Source organism: Glycomyces rhizosphaerae (assembly GCF_042647865.1).
Classification (GTDB): Bacteria; Actinomycetota; Actinomycetes; order Mycobacteriales; family Micromonosporaceae; genus Glycomyces; species Glycomyces rhizosphaerae.
Genome location: NZ_JBHRWO010000010.1, coordinates 554,298 through 580,686, shown reverse-complemented (window position 1 = coordinate 580,686; position 26,389 = coordinate 554,298). Strand labels below are relative to the sequence as shown.

General features: G+C 67.5%; 28 protein-coding genes. 15 read left to right on the top strand and 13 right to left on the bottom strand.

Going from position 1 to position 26,389, the window contains the following annotated elements:
* Positions 1-11 precede the first annotated feature (11 nt).
* The 3 genes from ACFO8M_RS12440 to ACFO8M_RS12430 all read right to left on the bottom strand — a co-directional run bounded on the left by ACFO8M_RS12440 (position 12) and on the right by ACFO8M_RS12430 (position 1,845).
* Positions 12-290: a hypothetical protein gene (locus ACFO8M_RS12440; protein ID WP_387975409.1), complete on the bottom strand. Its 279-nt coding sequence runs from the start codon at positions 288-290 to the stop codon at positions 12-14.
* 136 nt (positions 291-426) lie between these two features.
* Positions 427-873, bottom strand: coding sequence for a hypothetical protein (locus tag ACFO8M_RS12435; RefSeq protein WP_387975406.1), 447 nt, complete (start codon positions 871-873; stop codon positions 427-429).
* Between the two features lie 141 nt (positions 874-1,014).
* A complete protein-coding gene (locus ACFO8M_RS12430; protein ID WP_387975403.1) occupies positions 1,015-1,845 on the bottom strand; it encodes a hypothetical protein in 831 nt (276 codons plus the stop codon).
* Positions 1,846-2,229: 384 nt separating this feature from the next.
* Between ACFO8M_RS12430 and ACFO8M_RS12425 the strand changes: the two genes are divergently transcribed.
* The 6 genes from ACFO8M_RS12425 to ACFO8M_RS12400 all read left to right on the top strand — a co-directional run bounded on the left by ACFO8M_RS12425 (position 2,230) and on the right by ACFO8M_RS12400 (position 9,723).
* Positions 2,230-2,508 carry a hypothetical protein gene (locus tag ACFO8M_RS12425; RefSeq protein ID WP_387975400.1) on the top strand — a complete coding sequence of 93 codons (279 nt, stop codon included), beginning with the start codon at positions 2,230-2,232 and terminating at the stop codon, positions 2,506-2,508.
* Positions 2,509-2,550: 42 nt separating this feature from the next.
* Positions 2,551-2,940 carry a hypothetical protein gene (locus ACFO8M_RS12420; RefSeq protein ID WP_387975397.1) on the top strand — a complete coding sequence of 130 codons (390 nt, stop codon included), beginning with the start codon at positions 2,551-2,553 and terminating at the stop codon, positions 2,938-2,940.
* A gap of 278 nt (positions 2,941-3,218) precedes the next feature.
* Complete coding sequence (locus tag ACFO8M_RS12415) at positions 3,219-6,083, top strand: ATP-binding protein (protein WP_449267473.1); 2,865 nt, start codon at positions 3,219-3,221, stop codon at positions 6,081-6,083.
* A gap of 143 nt (positions 6,084-6,226) precedes the next feature.
* Positions 6,227-8,017: an MFS transporter gene (locus tag ACFO8M_RS12410; protein ID WP_387975391.1), complete on the top strand. Its 1,791-nt coding sequence runs from the start codon at positions 6,227-6,229 to the stop codon at positions 8,015-8,017.
* A 3-nt stretch (positions 8,018-8,020) separates the two neighbouring features.
* On the top strand, positions 8,021-8,560 hold the full coding sequence (locus tag ACFO8M_RS12405; protein ID WP_387975388.1) for a hypothetical protein: 540 nt from the start codon (positions 8,021-8,023) through the stop codon (positions 8,558-8,560).
* An 86-nt stretch (positions 8,561-8,646) separates the two neighbouring features.
* A complete protein-coding gene (locus ACFO8M_RS12400; RefSeq protein ID WP_449267472.1) occupies positions 8,647-9,723 on the top strand; it encodes a M23 family metallopeptidase in 1,077 nt (358 codons plus the stop codon).
* Positions 9,724-9,752: 29 nt separating this feature from the next.
* On the opposite strand, the gene ACFO8M_RS12395 is transcribed toward ACFO8M_RS12400, so the two are convergent.
* Positions 9,753-10,238 (bottom strand): NUDIX domain-containing protein, encoded by a 486-nt coding sequence (locus ACFO8M_RS12395; RefSeq protein ID WP_387975382.1) that lies wholly within the window; start codon positions 10,236-10,238, stop codon positions 9,753-9,755.
* Between the two features lie 113 nt (positions 10,239-10,351).
* Between ACFO8M_RS12395 and ACFO8M_RS12390 the strand changes: the two genes are divergently transcribed.
* Complete coding sequence (locus tag ACFO8M_RS12390) at positions 10,352-10,969, top strand: hypothetical protein (RefSeq protein WP_387975379.1); 618 nt, start codon at positions 10,352-10,354, stop codon at positions 10,967-10,969.
* Between the two features lie 174 nt (positions 10,970-11,143).
* Here the strand turns inward: ACFO8M_RS12390 and ACFO8M_RS12385 are convergent, their stop codons facing one another.
* The 4 genes from ACFO8M_RS12385 to ACFO8M_RS12370 all read right to left on the bottom strand — a co-directional run bounded on the left by ACFO8M_RS12385 (position 11,144) and on the right by ACFO8M_RS12370 (position 14,023).
* Entirely contained in the window at positions 11,144-11,470 is a 327-nt protein-coding gene (locus ACFO8M_RS12385; protein ID WP_387975376.1) for a hypothetical protein, read from the bottom strand.
* Complete coding sequence (locus ACFO8M_RS12380) at positions 11,467-12,252, bottom strand: hypothetical protein (RefSeq protein ID WP_387975373.1); 786 nt, start codon at positions 12,250-12,252, stop codon at positions 11,467-11,469. Before ACFO8M_RS12380 ends, ACFO8M_RS12385 begins: the two co-directional genes overlap by 4 nt.
* Before the next feature lie 236 nt (positions 12,253-12,488).
* Positions 12,489-13,460, bottom strand: coding sequence for a hypothetical protein (locus ACFO8M_RS12375; RefSeq protein WP_387975370.1), 972 nt, complete (start codon positions 13,458-13,460; stop codon positions 12,489-12,491).
* 32 nt (positions 13,461-13,492) lie between these two features.
* Positions 13,493-14,023 carry a hypothetical protein gene (locus ACFO8M_RS12370; protein WP_387975368.1) on the bottom strand — a complete coding sequence of 177 codons (531 nt, stop codon included), beginning with the start codon at positions 14,021-14,023 and terminating at the stop codon, positions 13,493-13,495.
* Between the two features lie 174 nt (positions 14,024-14,197).
* On the opposite strand from ACFO8M_RS12370, the gene ACFO8M_RS12365 reads away from it, so the two are divergent.
* The gene (locus ACFO8M_RS12365) at positions 14,198-14,668 is read left to right on the top strand and encodes a YbaB/EbfC family nucleoid-associated protein (protein ID WP_387975365.1); all 471 of its coding nucleotides are present in this window, start codon (positions 14,198-14,200) and stop codon (positions 14,666-14,668) included.
* Positions 14,665-14,979 (top strand): YbaB/EbfC family nucleoid-associated protein, encoded by a 315-nt coding sequence (locus ACFO8M_RS12360; protein ID WP_387975362.1) that lies wholly within the window; start codon positions 14,665-14,667, stop codon positions 14,977-14,979. The genes ACFO8M_RS12365 and ACFO8M_RS12360 overlap by 4 nt, the downstream gene beginning before the upstream one ends.
* Here the strand turns inward: ACFO8M_RS12360 and ACFO8M_RS12355 are convergent.
* Genes ACFO8M_RS12355 through ACFO8M_RS12340 form a run of 4 tightly spaced genes read right to left on the bottom strand, consistent with a single transcriptional unit; the run spans position 14,976 to position 18,843 of the window.
* Positions 14,976-16,922 carry a hypothetical protein gene (locus tag ACFO8M_RS12355; protein WP_387975359.1) on the bottom strand — a complete coding sequence of 649 codons (1,947 nt, stop codon included), beginning with the start codon at positions 16,920-16,922 and terminating at the stop codon, positions 14,976-14,978. The genes ACFO8M_RS12360 and ACFO8M_RS12355 overlap by 4 nt on opposite strands.
* Positions 16,923-16,929: 7 nt before the next feature.
* Entirely contained in the window at positions 16,930-17,520 is a 591-nt protein-coding gene (locus ACFO8M_RS12350) for a suppressor of fused domain protein (protein WP_387975356.1), read from the bottom strand.
* Between the two features lie 23 nt (positions 17,521-17,543).
* Complete coding sequence (locus tag ACFO8M_RS12345; RefSeq protein ID WP_387975352.1) at positions 17,544-18,515, bottom strand: hypothetical protein; 972 nt, start codon at positions 18,513-18,515, stop codon at positions 17,544-17,546.
* A 7-nt stretch (positions 18,516-18,522) separates the two neighbouring features.
* Positions 18,523-18,843, bottom strand: coding sequence for a type VII secretion target (locus tag ACFO8M_RS12340; protein ID WP_387975349.1), 321 nt, complete (start codon positions 18,841-18,843; stop codon positions 18,523-18,525).
* Between the two features lie 144 nt (positions 18,844-18,987).
* Here ACFO8M_RS12340 and ACFO8M_RS12335 point away from each other — a divergent pair, with 144 nt between their 5' ends.
* The 4 genes from ACFO8M_RS12335 (at position 18,988) to ACFO8M_RS12320 (ending at position 24,210) form a co-directional block, all read left to right on the top strand.
* A complete protein-coding gene (locus ACFO8M_RS12335; RefSeq protein ID WP_387975346.1) occupies positions 18,988-21,312 on the top strand; it encodes a hypothetical protein in 2,325 nt (774 codons plus the stop codon).
* A 62-nt stretch (positions 21,313-21,374) separates the two neighbouring features.
* Complete coding sequence (locus ACFO8M_RS12330; RefSeq protein ID WP_387975343.1) at positions 21,375-22,073, top strand: GNAT family N-acetyltransferase; 699 nt, start codon at positions 21,375-21,377, stop codon at positions 22,071-22,073.
* Positions 22,074-22,207: 134 nt separating this feature from the next.
* Entirely contained in the window at positions 22,208-22,798 is a 591-nt protein-coding gene (locus ACFO8M_RS12325; RefSeq protein WP_387975340.1) for a hypothetical protein, read from the top strand.
* A gap of 11 nt (positions 22,799-22,809) precedes the next feature.
* Positions 22,810-24,210: a hypothetical protein gene (locus ACFO8M_RS12320; protein WP_387975337.1), complete on the top strand. Its 1,401-nt coding sequence runs from the start codon at positions 22,810-22,812 to the stop codon at positions 24,208-24,210.
* An 8-nt stretch (positions 24,211-24,218) separates the two neighbouring features.
* Here ACFO8M_RS12320 and ACFO8M_RS12315 read toward each other — a convergent pair whose 3' ends face one another.
* Positions 24,219-24,956 carry a hypothetical protein gene (locus tag ACFO8M_RS12315; RefSeq protein WP_387975334.1) on the bottom strand — a complete coding sequence of 246 codons (738 nt, stop codon included), beginning with the start codon at positions 24,954-24,956 and terminating at the stop codon, positions 24,219-24,221.
* A 299-nt stretch (positions 24,957-25,255) separates the two neighbouring features.
* Here ACFO8M_RS12315 and ACFO8M_RS12310 point away from each other — a divergent pair, with 299 nt between their 5' ends.
* The gene (locus tag ACFO8M_RS12310; RefSeq protein WP_387975331.1) at positions 25,256-25,768 is read left to right on the top strand and encodes a hypothetical protein; all 513 of its coding nucleotides are present in this window, start codon (positions 25,256-25,258) and stop codon (positions 25,766-25,768) included.
* Between the two features lie 37 nt (positions 25,769-25,805).
* Positions 25,806-26,306 carry a hypothetical protein gene (locus ACFO8M_RS12305; RefSeq protein ID WP_387975328.1) on the top strand — a complete coding sequence of 167 codons (501 nt, stop codon included), beginning with the start codon at positions 25,806-25,808 and terminating at the stop codon, positions 26,304-26,306.
* Positions 26,307-26,389: the final 83 nt, after the last annotated feature.

Below are 26,389 nucleotides of genomic sequence, written 5' to 3'. Positions count from 1 at the left end.
TGCGCAGCTGGTCAACCCAACCGGGCGTGGTGGACGGCGCTGATCTCGCCTACGACTGCAGAAGCGGCGGCTCGGGCGGCGGTCGCGGCGGCGGTGAGCTGTTCGGCGAGGGTGTGCCGGTCGGTGAGGTTGGGGACGTTGTTCTGCAGGAACACGACCTCGGTGAGCCTGCCGCGCAGGTTGACGGCGAGGTCGTGGTTGCCGAGGCGGACGGTGTCGACGCTGAACGTCGGCCGGCGAGTGCTGTTTCGGGGAAGTCGCGGGAGCGGTTCCTGCTTGGGAGTGGTCATCACCGGTGGCGGCCTCCGTTCCGGAAACGTTGCGGGCCGAGGCTGCTGGGAACGCATCGTAAGGACTGATCAGCCCTGTCGGATGGCGGACACGCCGAGAAGGCACGGTCCTACGGTCGCTTGCTCGCTGACGCATTCAGGCGAGAAGCTGCGGGATCGTCTCCTTCGGCACAAGGCTGATGCCGTCGGTGACTTTGCGACCGGTCTCGTCGTCCCGGGTGGCGCCGAATCGGATGCCGAGGTCAGGTATCGAGTAGACACCGACATAGGGGCCGACGACCTGGTGCCCGCGCTCGGTCATCAGGGCGATGATCTCCTCGATCGGGCGCTTCACGAACTGGACGTCCTCGACGTACACGACCGCTTCATCGTTGATGATCTCGATGAATTCCAGGCGGTCTTCCTCGTCATAGTCGAGGCTCATGTACGGGTCGAGATACAGGTCGGTCATGCTGGGCGAGTCGGGGTTGCGCTGGAACGACTGGAACTCGCCGAGGCTTTCGCGATGCTGCGAGCGCGGCTCGCCGAATCGGGCGAACTCGAACCCGACCAGAGGCTGGACTGTGTACGGGTAGTCGACCATGGTCTCACTCTCGCATTTCGCCCGCCGCTGAATCACATGGTAACGACAACATGCAATATCGCAGCCCGGCTTCGACCCGATGCCCGGCGCGCTCGGCAGCGTGTTCGAGCGCCTGAATCGGGGGAGGGCGCTCGCGGCGCGCTAGGAGTCCGCTTCGGCTCCGGTCTCTGCTTTCCCGTTGTCGCCGTTCTCGAGCGGCCAGACCGTGGCTTCCACGGAGCCGACGAGTTCGAGGGGGCCGACGAGCGAGGCAGTGCGGGCGACAGTGAAGTCGTCGAGGGCGAGGAGGCTGATGCCGCCGCGGCTCTGGGCGACGGCGGCGTAGTAGGCGCCGGTGCCGCGGTCCTGGAAGACCCAGCCGGGGCGGGTGTCCGTGGGGATGGTCGGGACCTTGGAGCGGGCCGCGGGGAGGCTGCCTGTGGCGGCGGTGTCGGGCGCGAACGGCGACCCCGATGTGGGGTAGGCCTGCGGGTGCCGCGGCTCGGGTGCGGCGGGCGGCGGGTAGTCCTGCGACTCGGGTTCCATGGGGGTCTCCGTGTAGTCCGGCATCTGGTAGCGGGTCGGGTCGCCCGACACCGGGATCGGCGGCGGGTTCACCGGGTGGTCGGGCACGCTGATGAGCGTGCGCATTTCGACCTTCCCCGCAACGTAGCTCACCAACCACAGTCCGACGGCGAGGGCGACCAGGTCGATGCCGACGGCGAGGAGCACGCGGAGGTTCGCGTTGAGTCCGGTTCCGAACTGCGCCAAGGAGAACAGGCCGGCGGCGAGGGCGAAGATGACGAGGCCGATGAGGGCCCCGGTCATGACGGCGGGGCGGCCGAGGCGCGGGAGGGGGGCCGAGGGCCACTTCTCGGAGGCACGGACGCCGCCGAGGGCGGCGGCCGCGAGCGCGGCGACGGCGAGACCGGCGACGGCGAAGGCGATCGCGGCGGCGGTGAGCCGCCCCGCGATGTCGTCGATGTAGTCCATGTTGGTCTCCGCGAGGTCGGTGCTCGGCCTGTTGGCCGGCGGTGTGGGCTGGATTCGGTTGTGCCGTATGGCGCTCTGCCGTGCGGCTCTATTGTGCGGTGCCGGGGCGCCTCCGAGCGTAGGACACCGACCTCCCCGAGTTTAGTGTCGGATTGCCGACACGGAGTGATCGCGTGCATCGGATTGCCTTTCGCCCGCGAATCGGTTTCACTGTCTCGTGGCGGTCCTAACGGTCGCTCTTCGGCCCGACGAAGGTGCGTTCTGTCAGGGCTGCGGCATATGATGAGGGCAGACCCCGTGAAGGGTTGGGAGACAAGAAACATGAGTGAAGATTGCGTTACGTGAGACAGGAGTTACTCCTGTGACGGAAGGATGGGACTGACGATGATGAGAGAGACACTCTGGACGGTGGCCGCGCACGCCCAGGCCGGCGCCGAGATCAACACGCAGGGGATCATCGGGTTCTTCCTCTCGAAGATCGCCCCGATCCTCCTGGCAATCCTCGGACTCATCTTCATCGCCCGAGCCAACAAGGGCGAGGTCAGCCGCGTGCTCACCTCGTCCACCATCGCCATCCTCGGCATCGCCTTCATCGCCGGCGCCGTGGTCCTGGTGGCCGTCGGCAACGGCCTTGTCGACGTCCTCTTCAGCTCCGAGGACTAACCCCCCACATCGCCCCTGAAGTAAGGCCGGACGGAGGACGCCATGCGCTTGCGCACCGACGACGACATCTACCGTGCGCGCCTGCTGTACCTCGGCCCTCCCGGGTACACCCTCCCCGTCCACCTTCCGTACGGGCAGTATGGGGCCTTCGCCGCGATGCTGGCCCTGTTCATGCTGCTGCACTGGGCCTTCACCGGCGACGTCGACCTCTTCCCCGCCATCGAGATCTCCCTCGCTCTCGTCTCCACATCGCTGATCTTCCGCTACGTCGACGCCGACCGCCCTGCGACCACGGTCGTCCGCACACTGCTCACCGACTGGAAGCACACGCGCGACGCCGGCCACGAGAAGCGGATCCCGGCGTTCACGACCCGTTCGATCCGCCTGCGGCCCACGCTCGTGGAGCCCGTCCGAACTGAGGAGCGCCTATGAGCGGCGAGGATCGCCGACAGCCCGTCGCCAAGTTCTCCGCCCCCCGACCGCCCGCGCCCGTGCGCGATCGGGAGCGGCAGTCCGGCGATCTCGGCGACGACGCCACCGCGCTGGCCGACGCGGTCTTCCGCGGCGAGCCCGCCCGGAAACCAGGCAACACCGAGCCGGCCAGGCCCCACCAGTCGGCGAGCCCACCGGCGCCCACCCCGACGCAGCCCAGCCCCGCCGCCACGCCCTCTCCTGTAGACCCCCTACGACACGCGTCGCCACCTGCGTCGATGACACCGCCGTCAGCGAGTCGTCCACAGGCTTATCCCCAGGGTTATCCACAGAATCCGCAGAGTTATCCACAGGGATATCAACAGCGGTATTCACAGGCGCCTACCAGCGGAAATCCACAGGGTTATCCACAACGCAACGGTAGTTATCCACAGGCCAAGCAGAGTTATCCACAGGCTGTTGACCAGCGACGCGGGAATGTTTCCACAGGTCGAACAACGTCTGAACAAAAGGGTGCACAAAGGGTGCCCGGCCAGGATCTCGTCCCGCTCAAGCAGGCCCGCGCCGAGGCCGCGCAGCTGGAGACGACGAGCCCGAAGCCGACCCGCGTCAAGCCGCTGCCCAGGGACAAGGAGAAGCAGCCGCTCCGCGAGCTGAGCCTCACCGAGATCGCCGGGCACGCCACGTTCACGCCCGCCTCGGTCACCGCCTGGTACAAGCTGCCCGGCGTGCGCTGGTCCTTCCGGCCCGACCTCGAGCGCGAGGCGCTCATCGTCGCGATCGCCGAGCAGTTCGCCGGCCTCGCGGGCATGCGCGTCCACCTGCGCCGCACCACCCGGCCGTTCCCGGCCGACCAGTGGGCCCGCACCGTGGACAAGCACACCGCACGCCCGCTGCGCACCGTCCCCGGCGGCACCAGCTGGGCCGACCACCTCGTGGCTGCCCAGCGCCACCTGCAATCGCTGTCGCACGCCGAGGGCGAGACGTTCCTCGGCATCACCTTCAGCCGCCGCGGCGCGTTCGACCAGCTCGGCGAGAAGGTCGGCCGCATGTTCGGCCGCGGCACCAAGCTCTCCGAGCGCGAGAAGATCGAGAAGCGCAGCCTCCAGTTCGACGAGGTCCTCGGCTCCTTCGGCGTGCGCGCCCGCCGCGCCACCACCGCCGAGCTCGAATGGCTCGTCTACCGGTCCGTCGCCCTCGGCATGGAACCGCCACGCCTGCTCTCGGGCTCGAACAGCGAGTGGGAGGCCGGCGACGTCCTCGGCCTCACCGAGTCGATCGAGCGCTACCGGAGTCCTTACGGCTCAACGGTGAAGCTCGTCAACCGCCTCACCGGCGAGGAGAAGCACACCGCGGTCCTCACCGTCGGCCGCATGGAGGAGCTCGAGATCCCCCAGCGCCACGAGCCGTGGCTGCACTTCCACGAGCGCTGCCCGTGGCCCGTCGAGATCTCCAGCCGCATCGACATCCTCGGCCCCGGCGAGGCCTTCCGCGACCTCGACCACCGCCTGCGCCTCATCAGAAGCCAGCAGCGCGACTACGACGAGCACGCGATGGACGCCCCGCCGGAGCTCCAGCGCCTCGCCGAACGCGCCCTGGGCGTCGGCGACGAGATGACCACCGGCCTGCCGATCGACGCCGCTCGCGCCCACGGCTGGCACCGCATCGCCGTCACCGCGGATACCAAGGAAGAGTGCCTGGAGCGCGCCCGCACGCTGATGCAGATGTACCAGCGGGACATGCGCATCAGCCTCCAGCACCCGAAGAATCAGGACTGGCTGGCCCGCGAGTTCATCCCGGGCGAGCCGGTCGCGCAGACCGGGTACGTGCGCCGCATGCCGGTCAAGCTCTTCGCCGCGGCCCTGCCGCAGGCGGCCTCCACTGTGGGCGACCAACGGGGCGACCTCATCGGCCGCACCGCCGGCACCTGCCGCCGCCCGGTCTTCCTCGACATGCACTTCGCCACGGAGGTCCGCGAAAAGTCGGGCCTCTCGGTCTTCGTCGCCGAACCCGGCGGCGGCAAGTCCACGCTCATGGGCGCGATCGGCTACCTCGCCGCCAAGCGCGGCGTCCAGGTCACGCTGCTCGACCCTTCGGGCCCGCTCGCGCGGCTGTGCGAGATGCCCGAGCTCAAGCCGTTCTCGCGCGTCCTCAACCTCACCGGCTCCGAGCACGGGACGCTGGCGCCGTACGCGCTCATCCCGTCCCCGAGGCGCGAGCACTACGACGACAGCCCCGACGGCCAGCGCGACTACGACATCGCGGTCTCCAACGCCCGCAGCGAAAGGCGCATGCTCGTGCAGGACATCTGCGCGATGCTCCTGCCGCCGCAGATCCAGCGCGAGGCGAGCACCGCGAGGCTCCTGCGCCACGCCGCCCGGCACGTCCCGGCCGAGGAGGGCTCGACCCTCGAGGACATCGTCGAGTCCCTTCAAGACGCCGAGGACCACTCCACCGGCGACGGTGCCGAACTCGCCGCGCTCCTGCTCGACACCGCCGAAATGCCGCTCGCGAAGCTGTTCTTCGGCACCCCGGACAAGGGCGTACTGGAGGACGACACCGCGCTGACCGTGATCACCATGTCCGGCTTGCGCCTGCCCGACCTCGGCATCGAACGCGAGTATTGGAGCGCGGAAGAGGCCCTGGCCCTGCCGATGCTCCACACCGCGCACCGCCTCGCCGTCCGCCGCGCCTACGGCGGAGACATGCACCGCCGCAAGCTGGTCGGCCTCGACGAGGCGCACTTCATGGAGGGCTGGAAGTCCGGCCGCTCGTTCCTGGTGCGCCTGGCCCGCGACTCCCGTAAATGGAATCTCGCGGCGCTGGTGGCGAGCCAGAACCCCAAGGACATCCTCGGGCTCGACGTGCAGAACCTCGTCTCCACGGTCTTCGTCGGCCGCATCGCCGAGGACCGCGAGGTCGCCGAGGAGGCGCTCAAGCTGCTCCGGGTGCCCACCGGAGTCGGCTACGAGAGCGTCCTCGCCTCGTTGTCCGAACAGGACGCTTCCGAGACGACCAAACTCCCCTACCGCGAGTTCGTCATGCGCGACGTCGACGGCCGCGTGCAGCGCATCCGCGCCGACTTCAGCTGGGTCCGCGGCCTGCTCGACTACCTGAACACCACGCCCGGGGAGGAAAAGTGACCGACCCCTCCGCCGATCATGACCTTGCCCCTCCCGCAACGGAACACCGACGACCCGGCCTCGCAAAACGCGCGGCCGGACGGCTCGGGCGCGTGCTGCTGGCTTTGGCTGCAGCGGCCGGCGCTTTGGTCTTCACGCCGGGAATGGCTGGGGCACAGGACGACGCGGAGGGCTGCTCGGACTACGAGTGGCACACCGAGTGGCAGGGATGCCTCGACGAGTTGCCCGAAGGCCAAGAGAGCCAGTGCGAGGCCGCACCCCAACCGGCCTCGCCCGACTCCGGCATGGCGGGCTGGTTCGCCGAGCCGAGCAAGCTCGACAAGAGCGAAGGCATCGGCACTTACAGCGCCTATGGCTACGCCGGTTATCAGCTTCCGATGTACGGCTCGCAGGAGATGTCGATCGGCGGCGGCTGCGCCGACTCGGTCTCGATCCCCAACGGGGCGGACACCGCGAACGCCTTGGCGAACATGGAGTTCAACCTTTCACTCGCCACGGTCGGCGCCTCGAACTCGATGCGCCAGGCTGCGTGGGAGCCCGACAACATGTGGGGCTGGTCGAACGACTTCATGGAGCAGGGCACTGAAGTCCTGTACCGCCAGATCTTCACCGTCTTCGGCGCGGTCACCGTTGGCCTCATCGGCCTCTATCTGCTTTGGCGCTCAAAGCAAGCCGACATGAACAACGCGGTCACTACCGTGGCATGGGCAGTGCTCATCCTCGTGCTCGTGACCGCTGTGGTCCGATGGCCGGTGAAGGCCGCCGAGTACACCGACCAAGCACTGACCATCGGCATGAACCTCAGCACGGTGCTCATCAACGACGACCAGGTCGAGGGCTGCCTCCGCGAAGACGGCATGGACCAGGAGCGTTACGACGAGCTCAAGGAGAACAACGGCGAAGACTTCTGCATCGACACCCGTACCGCCGCCGTGGTCGCCTCCGACACCGTCTCCGGCCAAGTCCTCTACCAGAACTGGCTGCGGACCATGCTCGGCCAGAGCGAAGAGGTCGCATTCCAGGAGCGCGATGGCGAACCGGTAGAGGACGCCGAAGGCAACCCGGTCGTCACCGAGTCCAATTCTGCGTACAAGTACGGTCCTGCTCTCTTTGCAGCGCAAGCATTTTCGTGGGAAGAAGACGCCGAAGCCGAAGACCCGGGCACCCGGGCCGACCTCATCGAGGAGAAGCAGCAGAACTGGCGGAACCTGGTCGCCCAGATCCAGACCGAGGACCCTGAGGCCTACGCCAACCTCAGCGGCCAGCGGGCCTGGGAGCGAACCGGTACCGGATTCCTCGCCCTGCTGACCGCAATCTTCTTCTCTCTCTTCGACCTCACTGCCTCGATCATGATCATCCTGGGCTTTATGATCGTGCGATTCGCGATCGTGGCTCTGCCCATCATCGGCACCATCGCGCTGCTCCGCCCCGCAGGCGGACCGTTTAAACGCCTGGTCAACACGGTGCTCGGAGCGATCATCAACGTCGCGATCTTCTCGCTCGCAGCGGTGATCTACATCTGGGCCTCTGGTCGCATTCTCGGCACCACGATGCCCGTCTGGCTTCAGGTTGTCCTAATCGGACTCCTTGGCGTAGCAGCTTGGCTTTTGCTACGGCCAGGAAGACGCATCGCCGGGCTCGCCGCTGGTGGCGGCGTCGCGGATTCCTTCCTCGGGAGACGCACCAGCGAGACCGAACGGAGCGCCGAACGGGAACGGGAACGCGAACGGTCCATGCAGCGCCGCGACGATGCGCGCCCTGAAGAGGTCGCCGACAACGTCCGCACTCCGCGCGGCGTCAACGAATCGCTGCCGGAACAGAAGACGGGTGCCGACCAGCCGGCCGGCACCGGAAGTCAGAGCGGGACAGGATCGTCCGGCGCTGGCGGAACCGCCGATGGTGGAGAGGTCTACAGGCCTCCAAGAAAAGAGTGACCGATGAACCGCGCCCTCCGGATCATCTTCTCCCGTTACGGGATCATCGTCATCATCCTTCTACTCGTGCTCGGGGCCATCGCCCTGGCCACGCAACGCGAGCAGACTCCGCTCGGCGGCAACAACTCCGGTGCAGACAACCCGACGGGCGACACCAGCTCAGAAGGCTTCACCGAAGACGACGGTCTCGCGACCGAGAACTGCGAAGGCGACGACTGCTACCCGGAAGAGGAACTGCCGCAAGAGGCGGTCGACCGGTCGGTCGAGTTCGCCGAGGCCTGGCTGAACCCGAACGGCCACGCCGCCAGCGGCTGGTACGACTCGATCGCGCCGTTCCTCACCACCGAGGCAGCCGAGCAGATGCAAGGCGTCGACCCTATATCGGTGCCCGCCAAGGAGATCACGGGTGAATCCGTCCCCGAGGGTCTCAAGGTCGGCATCCCGATGGACACGGGCACGCTGACGCTCACCATGACCGAGGGCTCCAACAACTGGACCGAGAGCGGCTGGCTCGTCTCGGCGATCGACTGGGAGCAGTCATGACTGGCATCGGCGACGACGAAATCACCGCGAAAGAACGCTACGAAGACCCCAAGCCCTCGCGAATCCCGAAGAAGCTCAAGCCCTTCATGTGGATCTTCGCCGTTCTAGCCGTGTGCTGCCTCGGTGCGACGGTATCGATCGTGCAGTTGCTTTCGGACCAGTCGAACGACGAAGACGGCAACGCAAACCTGGCTGGGTGCGGCACCAACGTCCAGATCGACCCGAACGCCGACGTGCCCTCGATCGGAGACTATAGCTCCGAGCAGATCGGGAACGCCGCCATCATCATCTATGTCGGGCAGGACCTCGATGTCCCGGCCCGCGGATGGATCATCGCGGTGGCGACCGCGATGCAGGAATCGCGGCTGACGAACCTCGGGCACCTGGGCGACCAGAACGACCACGACTCCCAAGGCCTGTTCCAGCAGCGACCCTCGTCCGGTTGGGGCACACCCGAACAGATCACCGATCCCGTCTACGCCTCGACCAAGTTCTACGAGAAGCTCCTGACCGTGGACAACTGGGAGACGCTTCCGCTCACGGTTGCAGCCCAACGGGTCCAGATCTCGGCCTTCCCGGACGCGTATGCGAAGCACGAGCCGGTCGCGACGCAAATCGTGAACACGCTGACCGGCGGCGGCGGGCGCGTTTCAGCGGTCGACTCTCAAATGGGGACTTGCACGCCATCAGGCGAGCTCTCCGCCTCGGGATGGATGATTCCCACCGCGGGCCCGGTCTGGTCGGGCTTCCAGACTCCGGAGCGCCCGACCCACAACGGAGTCGACATCGGCGCGGACCGCGGCGCTCCCGTGGTGGCGGCTTCGGCGGGCACCGTGATCACCTCGGAGTGCAACGCGAGCCTGTACGGCGCTCCGTACTCCTGCAACCAGGACGGCTCGCCTGAGGTGGCCGGCTGCGGGTGGTACGTCAACATCGTCCACGCCGGGGATTACTTGACGCGTTACTGCCACTTCGGATCTGCCCCGCTGGTGAAGGAGGGCGACGTGGTCCAGGCCGGTCAGCTCCTCGGGTATGTGGGCTCCTCGGGCCGGTCGAGCGGCCCGCACCTGCACTTCGAGACGCACTTGAACGCCGACCGCAGCCCGGCCGGCGCGGTCGACCCGGTCGCCTTCATGAACCAGATGGGCGCCCCGCTCGGCTGAACGACTATCCGAAACCGACCCCGGGACCTCTAGCTGGGCTGGCGGAACGGCTGGTACACCGCCCTGCCCGTTCGCCGTGCCTCCAACGCCAAGGCAAGCCGTTCCCGGTTGAACTCGCTTGACCGCAACAGGGCCCGTTCGGGCGGGAAGAACCCGAATTCCTCGATCTCCCCGGCCCGCAGCCGGATCTGGTCGCGATCCTCGATGACGCCGCCGTCGAAGAGATAGAACGTCAACGGCTCGTCCACATACCCGGTCTCGGTCAGCCAGTCGAGCACCAGCAGGTCACCGACCTGCAAGGCCAGCCCGATCTCCTCTGCGATCTCGCGAGCGCAGCCCTGGTGAGGCGACTCGCCTCGGTCGACCCAACCGCCTACGAAGCCCCACTCATCCCGGGATGCCGGCTTGACCAGCAGCACCTGACCGGCGCTATCGGTAATGAATGCTGCCGCGACGGTCCCCGAGACCGCGATCCGATCAATGAGCGCTTGGCTGGAGGGATCAGTTCGTGCCATGCAGCAGACCCTATCGGGCACAGCCGACGTCGCTCGTCGAACCACCGATGGCGCGCTGACATCCTGCAACCGCGCGCGGCAGTCCAGCGTCTCACTGGAGTGGAGGAGATGCGATGACGGAGAGCGAGCCTGAACCCAACGGGGGCCGGCATTACCGAGCACACGGCACGACCGAAGACGGAACCGCCTCGGGCACAAACAAACGGCCGTCTGGCAGCCAGGTCGCCGGATGGGGACTTGCTGCTGTGGTGACGATCAGCGTAATCGCTCTCATCACGGGCACCTTCATCGGGAGTGACACGGTAAAGCACCCCTTCGTTCAGAGCCTGTTCACTGCTGAGGCCATTGCGTGCTCCAAGTTCATGGCAGCAGGACAAGTCGTCTCGGTGGCGCCTTCCGATGTCACCGACCGGATCATCGTGACCTTCGCGGTGGATGACCCGATCAAGCCCGCAACGGACCAGGGAACCGTGGAACTCGACATGCTCGACCCTGCCCTGACCGATCCGCAGAACGCCCTGCAAGTCGGTGAAGATGTACTGCTGGAAGTACCGCGGCGCGAAGATTTTGAGACGGAGATCTTTCGGGAATCGGACCTCGAGTCTCGGGTAGCGGGAATCGACCGGTATCTCGACGAGGCAGCCCAAACCGAATGCCCGCCATACTTCCAGGAAGGCGGCGAGACCGTCCAGATGGAAGATCCTCCTGGCGATGCCGGCCTCGGAGCCTGATCTTAATAGCCGCTATTCCATCGGAGCACGACAACGCCGTTCCGGCGTACGGTCGACAACTTCCACCCATTAGAGCCATGTGTCCCAACACAACACGAGCGTCGGTGACCCGGATAATGAAGAGGTCGGCGCACTGCCCCACCGCGGTGCGCCGACCTGACTTGCACTGTCCGATCAACCTTCGCAGCCGCGGGAGAGAAACTTCCAGACCGACACGGCTTCGGCGATGATTTTCTCTGCGTGCTGATTGGCCCATTCGACTTCCGTTGGGGCGCAGACGCGCAGACCTGGCGCGATGGTGTCGAGCCGGATCACCGAGCCGAGTGCTTCGGTCCTCTGCTCCCAGGCACGGGCCATCGTGATGCGAAAGCGCGCTTGGGAAGGGAACGCCTCGTAATAGAGGCGTCGGCCGCCGATCACGGCCGCGAACCGGTAGCCGTTCGGGTCGTCCTTGGAACCCCGCCTACGTCGGTCGGCGTTTTCGGCAAGTTCGAAGCTCACAGTGCCACCGCCTCTCGGAATGCCTGGCGCTCATCGAAATGTCGCTCCCACTGGTTGAGGTAGGGGCTGATGGGGTTGGTCCGGTGCGGCCCTTGGAAGGGTGTTCCGGCCAGCAGCGGGCGCGTCCTGGCTGGGGCCGGAGCGGCCATCGTGTTGAGCTGAACGGTCGGGCTTTCGACTTCAACTGCGCTCTCTGATGAATCGACGCCGAGCACGCGGAACAGGAAGGCGCGCAAGGTCGCCCAGAACAGCATCCAGCGGTCGTCGAAAGTGGTCGTTGCGATCAGGTGGGCTTGGTGCAGCTCTTGGGATCCGTCCAGGAACCGGTTCCAGGCGTCTTCACGGAGTTTGCCGAAGTCGTAGCGGTCTTCGTGGTCGTCCTCCCAGAACCGCCGCCAGGGTCGCGTCGGCGGCTCGGGCGGTTCGTTGTCGTTTCGAACGGGCGATGGTCGACGCCTCTCGGCCCCCACGGAGGTGGGGCCGGGCGACGGTCGATGGGCGTGGTCGGATCGGGGTTGAGGCGATATGTCTTCGCAAGGCGTATCGGGCAGTTCGCCTCGGCGGTGCCTGCCGGTCCGGGTATCGGGGTACCAGTCGGGTGAACCGTATGGGCCGGGATCGAGCGGATCGATCGGGCGGGCGCGGTCGGGCAGGCCGGGATCGACGGCTGCGGCGTAAACCACCTGCTCAAGGTAGTCAGGAACGCCCGGTCGGCAGTTCTGATTCGCCCCGGAATGGCTGTTTGCGGGCAGCCCGAAATCGAGTATGGTCGTAGTTGCCAAGGGAGCTTGCTCCTCTGGTGTTAAGGGCCGCCCGGTGGTACTTGTTTGGTAGACGGAACCACCGGGCGGCAGGTGTACTTATGCCTTATTCAGTTGGCCGCGAGCCTTCGCACAATCGGTGTTACCGACGGTGCGGCAGAGACGCGCTGTCCAAATGGTGAGCGAACATCGCCGAGTTGTCAACCGCCGCTTACGGCGTGTCGCGAAGTCTCAAGTGGAGCTTATCCTTGAGATATTTAGATCAATCCATCTCCACCCGCGAGCGAGACGATGCAATCCTCTTGCACCCCAATGGTGAAGGTGAAGTTTTCCTGGTTTAGGCCGGCCTTCAGCGAGATTTCGACCGCAAAGTTCGTGATTGACGTCTCTGTGGATTCGGCGGGGTCGATGCCGTCGATGAAGGCGGTGACATCACCCTTGTCTGCAGCCCACTCAGTGATCGCCGCATCGAATTCCTCAGGCGTTGCGCCTGTGTAAGAAGCACATTGGGAAGCGGTCGCCGCTGCGGGCTCACGGTCGACGACAATCGCGCGCAGGAATTCGGTGGCAACAGCCTGTGGATCCGCCTCGTCCCCAGTGCCATCGCCAGCGCTCGGCTCATCGTCTTCTACCTGCACAGCGTTGGAGACGCAGAAGGCTCCGTCTTCTTCCTGGACGGTGACAACGAAGTCTTCAAAGCGCTGAGTGGCCTCGTGGATATAGGAAACCGTCCCTGCAACCGTGGTTCCATCGGTCCCCGCCACAGGATCACCGGTCTCCAGGTCCACCCGCGTAATGCCGCCTAGCTCATCGTCATAGGACTGGCGAATGGCGTCAAGATCCGAAGGGGTCAGCTCGGGAGAAGCATCCTCGCAGAGCGTGGCTTCGGCTCGGTCCAAGTCTTGGTTCGATCCGTACCGGAGGTATCGCCAGGCAGCGTTGTTCGCACTGGAAGCGGGCTGGTCGCGTGAGTCCTCGTTCTCGGGGTTGCCGCTAGCGGCGATCGCCGGGGCTACCCAGCCGCCCAGGGCCAGGAGGAGGCCCCATACGCCGACCATGGCGCCGACGCGTCCCCATTTGCGTGGGGGGTCGGCGAACTCGTTGTCCTTGGCCTCGTTGACCTCGACGACTCGATACTGCTTCCCGTCCGCGCTGCGGACGGTGGACGCGCGGCTAGCACGGCGTGGAGCACGAGCACTGCGAACGACACGCCGGAGAAACCTACCCATGGCCTCACCCTATTGGACCGGACCCACAGGCCTCAAGCAGAAGCCGGGCCCGGGGCACCGGTTTCTCCGCGAACCTCGCGTCGCGGCCTCCACCAGCGAGCCGACTGGATCAGGATCGAGAGGGCGACGGTCGCCGTCGAGGGGATCGCCCAGAGGACGATTTCCGTTGTCACGGGGATCGTCCCGAGGGCGCCGAGGATGCCGAGCCAGACGAATGGAACCGCCGCGATCACGACCGGAATCAGCCGGAGGTACCACCGCCGCCTGCGTCCGCAGATCGCCAGCGGGATGCCCACGACAAGGCCGTAGGCAGTCGCGGACGCGATCCATGCGAGGGGCCAGAAGAGCGGGCCACCATGGTCGTTGTAGACGATCACGATGCCCACGAAGGTGGCGATGACGACCGTGGCATACACCGCGGGCCACACCACCAGGCACGCGGCAAGGTGGAGCCACAGGGCCAGTCTCGCGCTGCAGCGCCGGGCCAGGGGTCGTGGAGGCGGGTATGGGGTGGGGTGGAACTGCACTGGAGGTTCGCCGGGGTGGCGATCTGTTGCTGTCATAGTGATGTCAAGCTTAGCAACTTATTGAACATGTTCAAGTACTCAGCTGCAGCAGGTGGCTCGGTCGGGATCGGTCGAGCTCGGGCAGGCGTCGACGCCCTCTCTCGTACTGATCGAAACGGCCGAAAGTGTTACCGTAACCAGGAGTGCACCCCTTGACTTCGAGGAGCCGCCGTGTCCGATGGCCATCGGCCCGAAGAGGATTCGCCGAACCCGATCACGGGCCGCGTCGAGCCGTATGAGGCCGACGAGGACTATGAGGAGCGACTCGCGCAGGGGCTCGAAGCGCTGGACTCCCTCCCCCGCGACGACGACTGGGAACACACCAAGCGGGTCATCGAGAACGCACCGTCCCGGGCCGAGATCGATGCGGCGGCGCAGGCGCTCGCCCAGGCTCAGGAACTGCTGTCGGCGCTCACGGAAGCCCGTTACACCGGAGTCGATCCCGATGGGCTCGTGAAGGTCGTCATCGACACGGGCGGGCGCATCCAGGACGTCGAGTTCGACGTGGCCGCCGTGCGAGTCGGCGCCCGCACCGCCGCTGAGTCGATCCAGGCCGCCTGGATAGCTGCCGAGCAGGAGCGGGACGCCGACAGTGCGCGGTTCGAGGCCATGTCGCGTGGGCTCGGAGGGCAGGACCGATGAGCGATGCGATCGAACGCGCTGCGCTGCTGGCCGGTCTCCAGGAGGCGACGGGGCGAATCGAGGCGGCCGTCCAAGCCCGCGCCTACGAGCGCTTCGAACAGACCTCCGAGTCGAAGCTCTGCACCGCGACGGTGAATCTCCGGCAGCAACTGGTCGATTTCCAGTTCCTGCAGGCGAACGCAATGCGGGAGCTCGATCGAGAGGCGCTGGCCGAGGAGGTGCGGTCGACCATTGCCGCGGCCCAGGCGAAGGCCCGCGAGGCGACCGACCGGATCGCCGCCGAGATCTACGCCGAGCTCGGCCTGTCCTAGTTAGGGGCCGAGCCGGTGGCGCCGATCAGTTCGGCCTGCCGCGGCACCCAGCCCTTCGCACCGCTCTTCTCCCGGCCGACGCGTTCCCACTGCGCGACGATCGCGGCGGAGAACCGTTCTAGGGATTCTGGGTCGCACGCTTGGATCGCGATGGCGAGCCCCGCGTAGGGAATGTCCGAGGCCGAGAGCAGGAGCATGGTCAGCAGGTGCTCGACGGCCCGCGCCGGCAGCACTGCCTTCCCGGTTCGCTCCCAGATCGGCGGGAGCAGTGACGGGTCGGCCCAGTCGGGAATCCGGGGCATGGTTCGCGGGAGGGCGTAGAGCGCTTCGGGTCCGAGGATGGATTCCAGCGCCGACAGTGCCGCTTCACCGTGTTCGGAGAGTTCGGCTGCCACGGCTTCATCGCCGTGATGGAAAGCGAGGTGGCGCAGTGCTTGAGCGGCGGCGTCGCGAAGCGGGCCGGGCGCTCCCAGTGCGTCGAAGGCCAGCCACGGCACCGATTCCAGGCCGTGGCGGGCGAACCAGGCGCGGCTCGCGTTGCGCGCCTGCGGTTTCTTGTCTAGCCAGGAAGCCGCGAGGCGGGCCGGTCGCAGGCCGGCCATCGGCAGCAGGCGCTCCCCGAGGTCGGGCCGGTTGACGAGTTCCTCCAACATAGCGGCCGGGTCGGTGTAGGTCGGATTCGGCTCTTCTCTTGCCCGCCAGCGCAATTCGAGGTCGGCTGGAGCGTCCGTTGTCACCGGCGCCGGTGATTCGGGGGCCTGGTCGCGGTGCAGCCATGGCGGATCGGTGAGCAGCGGCGGCAGGTCGGCGGGGTCGGCGACCGGTGTGTCCGGTCCGACCTCGCGCATGGTATCCGTTGCAGCCATGTCAGAGGCGGAGAGTTCGGTCGCGATGGCCCTCCAGACGAGCGGGTCGGAAGGCAGCAGAGCCGCCAGTTCCGGGCTGGGACCGGATTCGGCGGTGTGGGCGGCGATGGTCCGAACCGCCATCGCCGGGTAGCGTCGCACGACGGCTCCCGCAAGGGGGATTGTGCCTCGGACTTCCAGGTGTGACAGCAAGCGTCGCAACGCTTCCGGAGATTCGGCCGCCGTCAGGGCCGTCGCCACGTCCGGGCGCGCCGCGGGCTCCCAGCCCCAGCCCGGCGCGCTGGCGGCGAGCACCGGCAGGCCGGCGACTCCGCAGGCGTCCAGGAATGTGGCCAGCATTCCGGTGTCTCCCCGGATCGGCCAGTCACTGCGCCGCTCCAAGGCTGCGAGATGATCCGTGGTCGAGACGGCGTGCCACCACATCCAGTCGACGGTGAACCAGTCGGGGAAATCGGCTTCCAGTGCCTCGCTCACCCAGTTCGTCTCTGTGGGGACGAGGAAGGATGCGACCGTGCTCCGCCAAGGGCTCGATCGACGTTCGGCCAGGGCTTCGATCACGGCGTCGTAGTCGTTCGTGCTTGCGATGGCGGTGCGGATTCGGCGCAGGTCCTCGCGGTGGATGCGGGCGGCCCACTTCAGTCCGCCGGGTTCATCGACCGTGACTCGCCTGTTGTCCCCGATCATCGTGTAGCCGCTGGTCATCATGCAGCGCTCCAGTACGGCGGCGGCGGCGAACGCCGGTCCGTGCTTCGTGATCCAGGCGTCCAGAAAGGGCCCGAACCGATGTTCTTCCGTCACAAGGTGGCCGAGGATCAGGTGCAGCACCGCCGCGCCGGTCGGATCGGGGCCGGTGCTGAGATGCCCTGCTGTCGCGTTGCGCAGGGTCAAATCGGTGAAGAACGGCGGGAAGAACGATTCGACGAACGCGAAGTGCTCCCTGACCAGCCGGTCGATCCGGTCGGCCGCTTCGGTGTCGAAGTTGATGGGTTCTGGCTGTGTACGACCGCCTCTGCGGGGCATGACGAGTCGCGCCCATCCCGGCGGCAGGTCGAGTTCGGGGTGCTGCATGGTCGTCACCGCTGCATTAGATCACTGATTCGCGGTCCATGTCGGCGGCGTCGATCCGCTCCTCCTCGAAGCGTTCGATCAGGGCGTCCGTGCCGACGGCGACCGCGAAGTCGAGCTCGCGCTGGGTGATCGGGACCGGCTGGAGCCACACCACCGTGGTGTCGCCGAGTTCCACCAGGGTGAAGGCGTCGTCCCAGAGGTACGGCTCGGTGAACAGCACATGCTTGAGTTCGAAGCCTGGGAAGTAGGGTTCCACCGCGCCCTCGTAGATCTGGCCGGGCATGACGGGCGCGCCGTCCATGACGCTGAAAGCACAGGTGGCGAGCACGTTGTCGTAGGTCCTGAAGCGGGCGTATGTGGCGCCGACGAGTTCGACGCGGAGGTCGGGGCCTGTGTCGGCCGTCTGGCCGCCGATCGAGAACGTCGAGAGTCCCAGTGTGCCGAAGGTGACGCCGCCCCGGAACGGGACGTTGTTGTAGCGCACCAGGTCGATGTGCTTCGCGCCGGTGCCGTCGCTGTGCCGGACCATGCCGTCGGGGGTTCGCCCGCCGACCGCGTCAGCGATGGCGAACGCGAGGCGGTCGTCGACGTCGTGTCGGTCTGCCATGTCTCTTCGCCTCTTCCGGGCCGTTAGATGACTGGGTCGAGCGGGTCGCCGTAAGCCGCACGGTACTTCTGCACCCAGTAGTTGATCTCGTCGGGCGCCTCGCCAACGTGGGTGCGGTTGGTGTTGGTGGTCTCGATCCGGTAGGGGACGTCGTTGTGCTGCCTGAGCACTTCGGTGCGCGGGTTGAGGCCCTGCTGCCTGATCTTGCTCTCCCACAGGCGGGCCACTTCCTCGTGCTTCCGCGACTCGTAGCCGTACGGGTGGCCCATGTCCCAGGTCCTGCGTTGCGTCATGTCGATCCGCTGCTGCGAATGCCAGTCCTCGACTTCGCCTTGGGGGTTCGTCGAGCGCTTCTCCGCGTCCTTGACCGTGGTCGCGCGGAACTTGTTCGGGCGCTGCCCCGGGTCCTGCCTCACGGTCCTGGAAACGGTGCCGATGCTGATGCCCTGGCCGATGACGCCGGAGACATCGCGCAGGCTCAGGCCGAGCGTGTGGAGCGCGGCGGCCGCGGTGGCGTCCTGGACGCAGACCGCGGTGTACTGGGCGATGAGCGCCGTCGAGATCGCGGTGGAAGTGGCGATCAGCGCCGCGTAGGCGGCTGGGGCGCCCGGTCCGAGCGAGGAGGCCTGCTGCAGCTGCTGCTGGCTCGGAATGCAGAAGGGCGCCGGCAGGACTTTGAACTGCGCGGTCTCGGCGCCTTTCTTGGTCTGCTCCAGCGTCTCGGACAGGACCTTCATGATCGGGCCGTTGAGTTGGAGGGCTTTGCCGGCGGCCTCGACCTTCAACTTGGTGGCGTTGATGTTGATGACGAGCGTGTCCTTGTCGCGTCCGAGCGCGTCGTAGTCGTCGCCGTTCCAGCTGTTGCCGAGGGTCTTGACCTGGCGTCCGTACTCGCTTCGGAGGTCGCCGATGTCGGACCCCGCTGAGTCGAGGTCGCCGCCGGCGTCGCTGAACTTCGCGGGGTTGGAGTCGATGACCTGCTGGAAGGTGGGCATGCTGCTCCTAGGCCTCGATTTCTCCGGCGATCTTGTCCAGGTCCTTGGCGGCCTGCTCGTCCGCGTCCTCCCACGCCTTGGCGCTGTCCTTGATCGACTCCGCCTGCTGCTCGATCCGCTGTTCGATGGATTCGAGCACCGGTTTGAGCTGCGTCGCGAAGTTGTCCGCCGCCGAGCTGGTGAGGTAGCCGCGGTTCGCCTTTGACGCTGCGTCGGTGCCGTTGTCCACGGGAGGGTGCTGCTGCGGGAACTTCGCGGCGGTCGACTCGATCTGCGACGCCGTCGAACGCAGCTTGCCGGGTTCCACCAGGATCGGGTCGCCTGCCATTGAGCATCCCCTCCACACATGAGGCTTTTTCGCTCACTCAGCGTACAAGATCCGCGCTTGTCGAGCGGGTCACGCCATAGTGGTCATCGTTTCGCACGACGGCGAGATTCCGCCTGGTGGGCGCGGTCGTCTTAAGCTGGGTTCATGAGCACGCCCTCGGAGCCCGCGACCGCTGGTGTGGCGGTCCCTCTGGCCCGCAATGGGATGGATGAGCCGCTCAGCGAGGCGATGGAGGCCAGGAGCGCGGAGGCGCATCGGCGCATTGAGGCGCGGTTGCGGGCGTGCGGGGTGGACACGCGGGCGGTGCGGGACTGCTTCGTGTGGAACGGGCTGCAGTCCGAGATCGGGGCCGAGGCCGGCCGGGAGTTCGAGGAGGTCTTCCTCGAGCTGGCCGGCGCGGAGTTCGAGGCGCAGGCGGGGCGGACGCGGAGCAGTCTGGACCGGGCGATGCTGTGCCTTTGGGTGCACCACAGTTCGGTGCGGGCGTGGAACCACACGTACCGGGTGGATCTGCTGACGAAGTGCATGATCCGGTTCGCGGCCACGATACGGAAGGTGTGGGGGCTCGACGAGGCGCCTGACGGGTCGGTCGAGTTGGCGCTGCGGCTGTGCGACCTGGTGCGCGGCGAGATCCTGCTCGAGGACCGGTTGAAGACCGGCTCGCGGCTGCGCTACGAGCAGGCGCTGGATGCGGCCCTCGCCGCGTGCGCCGAGGTCCTCGACGACACCGAGGGGCTCACGGACCCGATCGCCGGATACGTGCGGGAGGAAGTGGCGGTCCGGCAGGAGTACCACCTGGTGCTGCGGCGCGCGTTCCGGGCGCTCGTCGTCGCGTCCAGGGCGCAGCCGACCCGGTACGAGATGCGCAAAGAGCTGCGGCGCTTGGCGAACGAGTGGCGGTTCTCCTCGGTCGAGATGAGCAAGCTCAACGCGCACCGGCAGGCCCTGGAGCGGTTGAAGGGGGCGAAGAAGCAGACGTGGATGCGAGTGGACGAGGGCCGCATCGTCTACCTGTTCCCGTTCGGGGTCACCGGGTTGGACTACGAGACGATCGCGTCCCGGTTGCGGCAGACCGGCGAGCGGCAGCCCGCGTCGTCAGAGCTGGTGCGCCCCACCGCGATCCTCGACCACTTCACGTACCACGCCGACATCTGGGAACCGCGCCTCGAGACCGACAAGCGGTTCGACGGGCTGGAGATGTCGCTGCCGAAGGTGCGCCTGCGCGTCGACGAGGAGACGACCGAGGAGCTTTCCGCGTCGATTCGCTTCTCCCCCATCGGCGTTCACTGCCTGCGGTTCGAACGGACCCTGCACGACATCTATCCGAGCGAACTGCACGCCGCGATGTTCCGGGCCGCGCGCGAGCACGGGACGATCGAGGTCGAGTGCGACGGTGTCGATCGGACCTGGGAGCGTTTGGCGCGCTTCGCCCGCGACCTGCTCATCAAGCAGCTGCCCGCGCAGCTCGCCCCCGAGCCGGGAACGGATGGCGACGCCGTCCCGATTGAAATCCACAGGGGACGAACGCACGCGCTCATCCGGGTGCTGCGCGCGAGCGAGCGGGCCCACGAGTACGGGCCGCACGTGGGCGACAGCAGCGAGATGGTGAAGGACGGCCGCCACCTGCTGACCCTCATCGGGTCCTCCGTGCTGCTGCACGCCGCGCCCGACGCGAAGGAGTCGCTGTGGGACTGGGTGCGGCTCGCCGACGACCACAGCAAGCAGATCTGGAACCAGCGCAACGAAGGCGACCTGCTGATCTCCACAGAGAACACCACGGTGATCGCGGCCCTGGACGCCCCGAACTTCATCTCCGGCGACCTGGAGGCCATCGCGGAGTTCACGGCCTGCTTGAGCGGGACGCTCGCGGCGTGGAACCACCAGCTGGACAGCTACCGGTCCAACGTCACCGCGTTCATCGCCGCCTACAACACGCCGGGCTCGGACCGATCGGCCCAGCTGGAGGCGATGAAGGCATCCCGGACACGGATGCTCGGCTTCGAAAGCGAGACAAAGCAGGTGATCTCGCTGCTGTACTCGCCGACGCTGCTGCGCTCCCCGTCGAACTCGGCGTCGCTGCGGCGCCTGCTGGACGTGAGCGGCGTGGACGAGCAGATCGCCTCGTTCGAGGAGCGGCTGGGCGAAGTCATGGCCGACCAGTCCGAGGCGACCCTGCAGCGGTGGGAGAGCGACCGGCAGCAGCGCATCCGCGACTCCCTGACGGCGGCGGTCTCGGCGTTGAGCGTGTGCGCCGCGATCAGCATCTGGCAGGCGTCGGGGCTGTGGACGCCGCTGGGGTGGAGCGCGGTGACGGCGGTCGTGTCGATCTGGGCGGTCGTCTACGTGATGCGCCGCTGGGTGTCCTACTACGGCGTCTGGTCGACCGTGCTGCGGCTGGTCAAGGCCCCGCTGACCTTCGTCCGGTGGGCGCGGGACAGGCGGGGGCGGTCTTCGCGAGTGGCCTCCTGAGCTGCCGTTCCTTGGAATACTGGACCTCATAGCGCCGGCCGGATCGGCGCGAGGGGGCGACGGTGAAGTATCGGATCGTGGAGCAGACGCGGCCGGGCGGGTTGCTCGAGCGCGTGTACCGGGAGGTGCTGGTGCCCGCGTTCCCCGCCAATGAGCTCGAGAGCGAGGCCAGCGTCGCCGAGACCCTCGAGATCGGGACGGGGAGCCTGTTCGTGGCGGTCGACGAGGCCGGGAGGCCGACCGGGGCGGCGTTCGGGCGCTGGTCGGAAGCCTCACGGGTGCAGATGCTGACCTACCTGGCCGTCAAACCGGGCATGCGCGGGTACGGGCTGGGCGGGCGGCTGCTGCGGGAGGCGATCGAAGCCTGGAGCGGACGGCACCGGCCGTGCGCGGTGGTCGCCGAGATCGAATCGCCCGAGGCGCGGGCCGTGCACGAGGCCTACGGCGATCCGCGCCGACGCCTCCAGTTCTATGAGCAGGCGGGCGCTCGCGTCCTCGACCTTCCTTATTTCCAGCCGGGCATCGGCGGCCCCGAACACCGTGTCCAGGGGATGCTGCTGCTCGTGCTCCACGCCGATCCCGCCTTCACCCCCGAGAGCCCGGACCGCCTCTACGGCAGGCCTTTGCACGCGTTCATGGACGCGTACCTGGTGTCTTCGGAGGGCGCGCGGGCGAACGACTGGGACGCCAAGGCCCTGTTCAGGGCGATCGACCGCCCCGGCGGGATCCCCATGGGCCCCTGGGAATCCAAGCGACGGTGACCTCGCACCGGGCGCGTTCCGGCGAGCCCAAGGACGGGTGCTCGCGGGCGCGGTAGGGGTATCGCGGTCGGCATCGGTGCACTACAGTCGCTCCCAGTGCGCCGAACCGCAACCCCTCGATCGAAGGACCGGCCATGATCGCCGCTTGCCTCACGGCCGCCCTCACCGCGCTGGTGTCGGCGTTTTTCCCGGTGACACCGGTCGAGCCTTACCTGATCGGGTTGGCGGCGGCGACCGGCTACAGCCCGATCGCGCTCGGCCTCGCGGCCGCGCTGGGGCAGACGGTGGGCAAGACGACGCTCTTCCTCGGCGTGCGCGGCGCGCTCCGGTCCGACCGGCTACGCGGGTGGGTCGACGCCGCCGAGCGGCGGCGCGAACGGCGACGGGCCGCCCGTTGCGGGTCCCTCGATTCCGATGCGGCACCGGGTTCGCCCGTGGGCACCACGACCGCCACGAAAATGCGCGAGCGGCTCCGCGCCCCACTGGCGCCGATCGTCGCCGTGGCCCGCAAGTTGTTGACGCTCTTGGACAAACCGGCACTCGCGGCCCCGATTCTGCTGCTCAGTGCCGTGACGGGGATGCCGCCGCTGATGGCGACCAGTATCTGCGCGGCGGGCACGCGGATCAACCTGCCCGTGTTCGTGGCCGCGTGCTTCGTGGGGCGGTCCATCCGCTTCATCGCGATCGCATGCGCCCCGCAGCTCGTGCTCAGCTGGACCCTTTGAGGTTCACTGCCATGCCATTCGGGTTCCCTTTGCCTTCGCGCGCAGTCAATGTCGTGGACGGGCTCGGCGTCGTCGACTTCCGCGTCGATGCCGGCACGCACGGGGTGACGCTGGAACTCGCGGGCGACCCGATCGCGAGCGACCGGCATGACGGCGGCGGATCGATCATGTGGCTCGCGAGTCGCATTGCGCCGCAGCCGGATCCGGAAGCGCTGCATCGGCCCGAGGCGTGGGCGGAGCCGGAGGACTGGGAGGCGCTGCGCGAGTGGGTGCGGCATGTCGAACCCGAGGACGATCCGACCGCGCCGCTGCGTCCGTTGCTCGGGCTGTTCGCGTCCGGCGGTTATGCGATCGGGCTCGGCACGCTGCCGAACGCGCATGTGCGGGCGGTGAAGACCGGCATCCAGGCCAAGTGGTACGCCGATTCCGACATTCCGTTCTTCGGGCACACGGTGATCCCCACGCACCATTGGCCGCCGCCGGACAAGGCGGCGGTGAAGGCGTACCAGGAACGGATAGTCGACGCGCGGGCACGGCCCGCGCTCATCCTGGTCACCCATGCGGAGTCTGAGGCGTACTACCTGCTGGACGGGCATCACAAGCTCGCCGCCTACCTTGCGCTGGAACGGGACCCGGTGTGCGTCGTGATCGCGATGCAGACCGAGGAGAGCCGTGACTACCTGTCCTATCTGGATGAACCTGCCGAAGAGTACCGGCCCGAGGAGAACACGAACGGGACGGGCGTGCTCCGCGTCATCGGGCGCGACGGCGCGAGCGCGTTGCGGATCAGCGGAAAGCCGCTGATGGTCGAGGGCTACACGAGTTCAGGGACTGTCGACCGGCTCGCGGTGCTCTCGGGCGATCCGTGGGTGCGCAAGCGAGCGCGGCGGCTGCGGGACTGGCTGCGGGAGCCCGATGCCCGGTCGGCGCCGGAGATGACGCGGACCGTGTGGAAGCTGCTCGCGCCCGGCCGGTACGGGATCAGGCGCTGGGTGCCGGACACGTACTACGTGGAAGCCGTGCGGGCCGACCGGTCCACGAGCTGGTACGTGGGGATCACGACCCCGGATCTCGGGGCGGTGCTGGTGCCGACCGACCAGTGGCCGCCGCCCGACCGCACCGCCATATACGAGTACTGCCAGATGATCAAGCGTGGCGACCGGCCGCTCGTGCTCACCCTGCGGGCGTCACCGCCGGAGGATGAGGACGACGCGGTCGCCTTCGTCGTGGACGGCCACCACAAACTCGAGGCCTACCGGCGGACCGGGGTGGCCCCGCACTGCCTGGACATCGCCGCGCTCGACGGCGACCGGGTCTGCGACGCGCGCGACTTGGAGACGGTGGTGGGCGGCGACGGGACGCTGCAGGAGCTCACCGGGAACCTGCTGCGGTATCTGGCCGACCCGCGCTGAACGCCGCGTCAGTGGCGGCGGTCCTCCAAGTAGCGCATCAGGTTCGCCGCGGACTGCTTGAGCTTCTCGTCGCCCGCGATGACTTCGCGGAGGTCGTCGGGCTTGCACGGGCGGCGGTCGGCGAGGCGGGCGATGTCGAGGAAGTGGGGCGCGATCCCGGTGCGGCGGTACGCGGCCAGCTTGTGGTGGCCGTCGATGAGGAACGCGACGCAGTCCTGCTCGTCGCCGGGCGGCTCCGAACGCAGGATGACCGCGAGCGGCCGGTCGCCGTCCTCGATGGCGTCGACGTACCTGGAGATCATCTCCTCGTCGCGCGGCGGCCACGAGTCGGTGGGGATGACCGCGGTGCCCTCGGTGCCGATGGGCTCGTAGGGATACCACCAGGCCGTGCCGTTCTCGCCGAACGGCTCGATGTGGACGTTCGCGTCCTTCCACGTCCGCACCCCGTAGTGGCCGGGTTGGAGGAGCCCGAGAATCGGGCGCGCGAGGCCGACCGGGTCGAAGTTCTTTGTGACGTATTGCAGGCGGCCTCGCAGTTCGCGGAGCGAGGCGCGGAACTCGGCGTCCCTGGTGCGGATCGCGAAGCGGTCGATCGAACCGGAGCCGGTGTAGCCCTCGACGATGAGCGGTCGCCAGTCGATGCGGAGCGCGCTGGCCCCGTCGTGGCCGCCGATGGACAGGGTGCCGTCCCCATCGCGCACATCGAGCACCCGGTATCCGAGCGACTCGGCCAGCTTCGTGATCATCTGCTCCTCCGTCCTGCCGTCGGACGCCCGCGAGGTGGTCGCCCCTCGACTGCCGAAGGTCCGACTGGTTCCCATGCGATGTTCATCCCTATCCGCACTTCGGTGACGAACCCGTCATTTCGGGCTCGGCGGCGCGTCCGTTCAGCGTAGTACCCCCTCGCGAGGCACACGAACATCACGCGGTGACCAGGGTGTTCGCTCCCGCGCATCGGATTGCCGCTCGTTCCGGGTACCCCGTTTCCGCTGCTTCGCACTTACACTGAGCAACAAGACCCCTCGTTGTCCTGGAGGGCAGACCGTTGGCAGTCCCCCCGCCGCAGTACCCCGAATACCCCTACCCTCCTCCGCTCTTCCCGTACGGACCTTCCTCGCCGCCGCGCATGCCGGGGCTGACGACGACCGCTGTGGTGCTGCTGTGGGTGATGGTCGCGCTGAACGCGCTCGGCGCGCTGCTCACGATCCCGATGTTCGCGTTCGGGCCTGGCACGTTCACCTCGTTGTTCGGACCGGAAGCGGTCCAGCTGGCGATCGTCGCTGCGGCGCAGGGGCTCGCGTGGGCGATCGTCCGCGCGGTCCTGGCGGTGAAGATCGCGCGGCGCAGTGCCTGGGCCCGCAAGGCGGCGTTCGTGGTCGAGGGGACCGGGATGGCGTTCCAGTTGACGTTCGCCGTCCTCATCTTCAACGCCACCATGGCCGACCTCCCCGAGAACGGGAGCTACAGCCTCAACTTCGACTGCACCGGGATCGTGCTGCCGGTCCTCGTCATCTACTTCCTCTCGTCCACGCGGTCGCTCCAGTGGTGCGACCGCTGAACCCCTGTAATCACCGCTCACAGTAAGGAGCACGCCCATGAGCTACCCCCCTCCGCCCCCCGGCCCGCCGCTCGGGTCCATGCCCGAGAAGATTCCCGGTTCCACCAAGGGCGCCGTGGTGCTGCTGTGGATCCTGTTCGGACTCGGGATCTGCGCCGGCGGCGCCTCGGCTTTCGGCTACGTGGGCCTGTCGGCCATGGAAGCGAACGGCGACATCGAGATTCCGGCGGCGTTCATGCCGTTCCTGATCGCCTCGATCGTTCAGATCCTGATCTGGACGGTGCTGCGCGGCGTCCTCGCCGTGAAGATCGCCAAGCGCAGCGCCGGTGCCCGCAAGGGCGCGATCATCCTCGAGCTCGTCGGTGTGGGTTTGGGCGTGCTGTCGTGGATCTTCACCCCGCAGATCGAGTACGCCGGCGCGGAGCCGGCCGGTGGCGCGGCCAGCGGCATCATCGGCTCGGTGATCGGTATCACGTTGGCCGCCATCGTCATCGGCCTGCTGTCCACTGCGGACTCGAAGCGCTGGTGCGTGGAGTAGGACCATCGGTGCGGCCGTCGGACAGGGTTCCCGTCCGGCGGTCGCGCCGTGTTTAACGCTTTGCCTCGAGTGGCGGCCGGGTC

What these genes read in the sequence shown, in the direction of transcription:
- ACFO8M_RS12440 (WP_387975409.1), bottom strand. Translation starts at nt 290, where the DNA reads ATGACCACTCCCAAGCAGGAACCGCTCCCGCGACTTCCCCGAAACAGC.
- ACFO8M_RS12435 (WP_387975406.1), bottom strand. Translation starts at nt 873, where the DNA reads ATGGTCGACTACCCGTACACAGTCCAGCCTCTGGTCGGGTTCGAGTTC.
- ACFO8M_RS12430 (WP_387975403.1), bottom strand. Translation starts at nt 1,845, where the DNA reads ATGGACTACATCGACGACATCGCGGGGCGGCTCACCGCCGCCGCGATC.
- ACFO8M_RS12425 (WP_387975400.1), top strand. Translation starts at nt 2,230, where the DNA reads ATGATGAGAGAGACACTCTGGACGGTGGCCGCGCACGCCCAGGCCGGC.
- ACFO8M_RS12420 (WP_387975397.1), top strand. Translation starts at nt 2,551, where the DNA reads ATGCGCTTGCGCACCGACGACGACATCTACCGTGCGCGCCTGCTGTAC.
- ACFO8M_RS12415 (WP_449267473.1), top strand. Translation starts at nt 3,219, where the DNA reads ATGACACCGCCGTCAGCGAGTCGTCCACAGGCTTATCCCCAGGGTTAT.
- ACFO8M_RS12410 (WP_387975391.1), top strand. Translation starts at nt 6,227, where the DNA reads ATGGCTGGGGCACAGGACGACGCGGAGGGCTGCTCGGACTACGAGTGG.
- ACFO8M_RS12405 (WP_387975388.1), top strand. Translation starts at nt 8,021, where the DNA reads ATGAACCGCGCCCTCCGGATCATCTTCTCCCGTTACGGGATCATCGTC.
- ACFO8M_RS12400 (WP_449267472.1), top strand. Translation starts at nt 8,647, where the DNA reads ATGTGGATCTTCGCCGTTCTAGCCGTGTGCTGCCTCGGTGCGACGGTA.
- ACFO8M_RS12395 (WP_387975382.1), bottom strand. Translation starts at nt 10,238, where the DNA reads ATGGCACGAACTGATCCCTCCAGCCAAGCGCTCATTGATCGGATCGCG.
- ACFO8M_RS12390 (WP_387975379.1), top strand. Translation starts at nt 10,352, where the DNA reads ATGACGGAGAGCGAGCCTGAACCCAACGGGGGCCGGCATTACCGAGCA.
- ACFO8M_RS12375 (WP_387975370.1), bottom strand. Translation starts at nt 13,460, where the DNA reads ATGGGTAGGTTTCTCCGGCGTGTCGTTCGCAGTGCTCGTGCTCCACGC.
- ACFO8M_RS12370 (WP_387975368.1), bottom strand. Translation starts at nt 14,023, where the DNA reads ATGACAGCAACAGATCGCCACCCCGGCGAACCTCCAGTGCAGTTCCAC.
- ACFO8M_RS12360 (WP_387975362.1), top strand. Translation starts at nt 14,665, where the DNA reads ATGAGCGATGCGATCGAACGCGCTGCGCTGCTGGCCGGTCTCCAGGAG.
- ACFO8M_RS12350 (WP_387975356.1), bottom strand. Translation starts at nt 17,520, where the DNA reads ATGGCAGACCGACACGACGTCGACGACCGCCTCGCGTTCGCCATCGCT.
- ACFO8M_RS12345 (WP_387975352.1), bottom strand. Translation starts at nt 18,515, where the DNA reads ATGCCCACCTTCCAGCAGGTCATCGACTCCAACCCCGCGAAGTTCAGC.
- ACFO8M_RS12340 (WP_387975349.1), bottom strand. Translation starts at nt 18,843, where the DNA reads ATGGCAGGCGACCCGATCCTGGTGGAACCCGGCAAGCTGCGTTCGACG.
- ACFO8M_RS12335 (WP_387975346.1), top strand. Translation starts at nt 18,988, where the DNA reads ATGAGCACGCCCTCGGAGCCCGCGACCGCTGGTGTGGCGGTCCCTCTG.
- ACFO8M_RS12325 (WP_387975340.1), top strand. Translation starts at nt 22,208, where the DNA reads ATGATCGCCGCTTGCCTCACGGCCGCCCTCACCGCGCTGGTGTCGGCG.
- ACFO8M_RS12320 (WP_387975337.1), top strand. Translation starts at nt 22,810, where the DNA reads ATGCCATTCGGGTTCCCTTTGCCTTCGCGCGCAGTCAATGTCGTGGAC.
- ACFO8M_RS12315 (WP_387975334.1), bottom strand. Translation starts at nt 24,956, where the DNA reads ATGATCACGAAGCTGGCCGAGTCGCTCGGATACCGGGTGCTCGATGTG.
- ACFO8M_RS12305 (WP_387975328.1), top strand. Translation starts at nt 25,806, where the DNA reads ATGAGCTACCCCCCTCCGCCCCCCGGCCCGCCGCTCGGGTCCATGCCC.